This window comes from Ferruginibacter sp., from assembly GCF_031430955.1.
In the GTDB taxonomy this organism is placed as follows: domain Bacteria; phylum Bacteroidota; class Bacteroidia; order Chitinophagales; family Chitinophagaceae; genus Ferruginibacter.
The window spans coordinates 1-1,703 of the sequence record NZ_JANPCM010000463.1; the positions used below are offsets into that span (position 1 = coordinate 1).

The 1,703-nt window shown below is 37.8% G+C and carries 2 protein-coding genes; both read right to left on the reverse strand.

Features of this window, described 5'->3' with window-relative positions; all coding sequences use genetic code 11:
* Positions 1–1,148 (reverse strand): argininosuccinate synthase (locus tag ACY65O_RS12725; protein ID WP_462221235.1); only part of this gene is annotated, 1,148 nt, incomplete at its 3' end.
* An 18-nt stretch (positions 1,149–1,166) separates the two neighbouring features.
* A partial coding sequence (locus ACY65O_RS12730; protein ID WP_462221236.1) for a GNAT family N-acetyltransferase occupies positions 1,167–1,703 on the reverse strand: 537 nt, incomplete at its 5' end.

The following is a 1,703-nucleotide window of genomic DNA, read 5'->3' on the forward strand; positions in this document are numbered from 1 at the left end:
TTCATCTCTCCATATTTACCAAACTTTGCACTCATTAAATCGTTCGCACTTTCTATTCCAATAATTTGAAAATGATAAGGATTGAGTTGTACAAAAACATCACCGGTAACTTTGCGCTGGCTTTTTTCCAGGTACGCTTCTATATCTCTCATAACAGGATCCAGTATCTGCCCCTCATGCATCCAGTTACCATAAAATTGTGATAAGGTATCTTTCCATTGGAGCTGCCATTTGGTAAGCACATGTTTTTCCAAAGCATGGTGTGCTTTTAAAATTACCATTGGTGCAGCGGCTTCAAAACCTACACGTCCTTTTATACCAATGATGGTATCGCCAACATGAATATCTCTGCCTACACCGTAAGGTCCGGCAATAGTTTGCAAAAATTGTATGGCTTTTGTGGGATGAGCAAATGAAACATCATTCACTTTTTTTAATTCGCCTTTGTCGAAATGCAATTTTACTTCTTCGCTGCCAGTTTTGGTTACCTGCGTAGGCCATGCACTTTCGGGCAACATTCCTTTGCTGTTCAACGTTTCTTTACCACCAACGCTGGTACCCCACAAACCTTTGTTAATAGAATACATCGATTTTTCAAAATTCATTTCTACACCTTTACTTTTTAAATAAGTAATTTCTTCTTCCCTGCTCAATTGCATATCACGTATGGGAGTAATTATTTCTATGCCGGGGTTATCAATGTTTAAGATCATATCAAAACGCACCTGGTCGTTACCGGCGCCGGTGCTGCCATGCACTACAGCTTCTGCGCTTAAATTTTTTGAATGTTCTGCAATATGCATTGCCTGGCTTAAACGTTCGGCACTTACACTTAACGGGTAGGTATTATTTTTTAAACAGTTACCAAAAATTAAATACTTAATAATGCTGTCGTAATAACTTTCAATGGCATCAACAGCAGTGTGTGTTTTTGCGCCTAATGCATAAGCATGAGCTTCTATCTGCTGCAGATCGTCTTCACTAAATCCTCCGGTGTTTACAGTTACTGTATGAATTTCGTACCCCAACTCCGTGGTTAAATATTTTACACAATACGATGTATCTAAGCCGCCGCTAAAACCTAAAACAACTTTTTTTCCCTTATCTCCTGAAGTGGAACCATTACTATTATTTATATTCTCATTCATTTATCAAAGTTTAAAAAATCAAAAATGTAAAAAATGTCTTAATAAAGATTTAGCACCACTGCCACCACCCGCTGTTTGTTTTTCAAAAAATGGTTTTAATAATTTCCATTGTTTAAAACGGATCAATCTTTCAAAAATATTTTTATTCTCTTCAAAAAATTGTTTTGTTTCGGCAGGTTCGTAATGATCTGTTGGGTCGTACAGCATGGCAGTACACATACAATTTTTTCTTTCCTTACTCATTAAAATATCGTAGTTAACGCAGCTTTTGCAGCCTGCCCAAAATTCTTCATCATCGGTCAGTTCGCTGTAGGTAACCGGTTCGTAACCCAGCTCACTGTTAATTTTCATTACTGCAAGGCCGGTGGTTAATCCAAAAATTTTTGCATCAGGATATTTTTCCCTGCTTAAATCAAAAACCCTTTTTTTAATTAGTTTGGCAATACCGCTCTTGCGGTATTCGGGGGCAACAATTAAACCGCTGTTGGCAACGTACTCGCCTTTCCAAACTTCTATATAACAAAAGCCTACCCAATCGCCATCTTTGGTAAGTGC